Here is a 1087-nt window from a genome sequence, read left to right as displayed (position 1 = left end):
GCGCGCACGCCACCCTCGTCACCGACTACCGGGCCGCCCTCGAAGTGCTCCGCACCCCCGAGATCTTCGGGAAGGACGCCCGCCGCTGGCGCGCCCTCGCCGACGGCCGGGTCGCCCCGGACAACCCGGTCGTGCCGATGATGGCGTACCGCCCGAACTGCCTGTTCTCCGACGGCGAGGCCCACACGCGGCTGCGCCAGGCCGTCACCGACTCCCTGGCGCGCATCGACCCGAACGCCCTGCGCGGCTACGTCGAGCGCAGCGCCGACACCCTCATCGACCGCTTCGCCGGCCTGGGCGAGGCCGACCTCCTCGGCGCGTACGCCAAGGTGCTGCCGCTGCTGGTGTTCCAGCAGCTGTTCGGCTGCCCGCCCGAGCTCGGCGACCGCCTCGTCGAGGGCTTCTCCGGCATCTTCGACGGCGTCGACGCCGAGCGCGCCGACGCCCTCATCACCAGCAGCCTCGTGGAGCTCATCGCCCTCAAACGCGAGCAGCCGGCCGCGGACATGACGTCCTGGCTCATGGCGCACCACGCCCGCCTGAGCGACGAGGAACTGATCCACCAGCACGTCGTCCTCATCGGCGCCGGCACCGAGCCCCAGCAGAACCTCATCGCCAACGCCCTGCGGCTGCTGCTCTCCGACGACCGCTTCGCCGGCGACCTGGCGGGCGGCAGCATGCCCGTGGAGGACGCCCTGGACGAGGTGCTGTGGCTCGACCCGCCCATGGCCAATTACGGCGTCCACTACCCCGTCCAGGACGTCGACTTCGGCGGCGTCCCGCTGGCCGCGGGCGAGCCCGTGGTCGTCAGCTTCGCCGCTGCCAACACCGACCCCGCGCTGCTCTCCGGCCGGCGCACCGGCAACCGCGCCCACCTCGCCTGGAGCGCGGGCCCCCACCACTGCCCGGCCAAGGACGCGGCCCGCCTGATCGCCGCGGTCGCCGTGGAGAAGCTCCTCGACCGCCTGCCGGACCTGGAGCTCGCGATCCCCGCCGAGCGCCTGGTCTGGCGCCCCGGCCCCTTCCACCGCGCGCTGACGGCCCTGCCCGTGCGCTTCCCCCCGGCGCCGCCGTCCGGCCCCCGGCC

Annotated in this window: 1 protein-coding gene; it reads left to right on the top strand. The window is 74.6% G+C overall.

Annotation, left to right across the window (positions count from 1 at the left end):
• A partial coding sequence (locus ACSNOG_RS32780; RefSeq protein WP_436756341.1) for a cytochrome P450 occupies positions 1-1087 on the top strand: 1087 nt, incomplete at both ends.

The organism is Streptomyces sp. URMC 124, from assembly GCF_051386455.1.
Lineage (GTDB): Bacteria > Actinomycetota > Actinomycetes > Streptomycetales > Streptomycetaceae > Streptomyces.
This window is presented reverse-complemented; position numbering and strand designations above follow the sequence as displayed.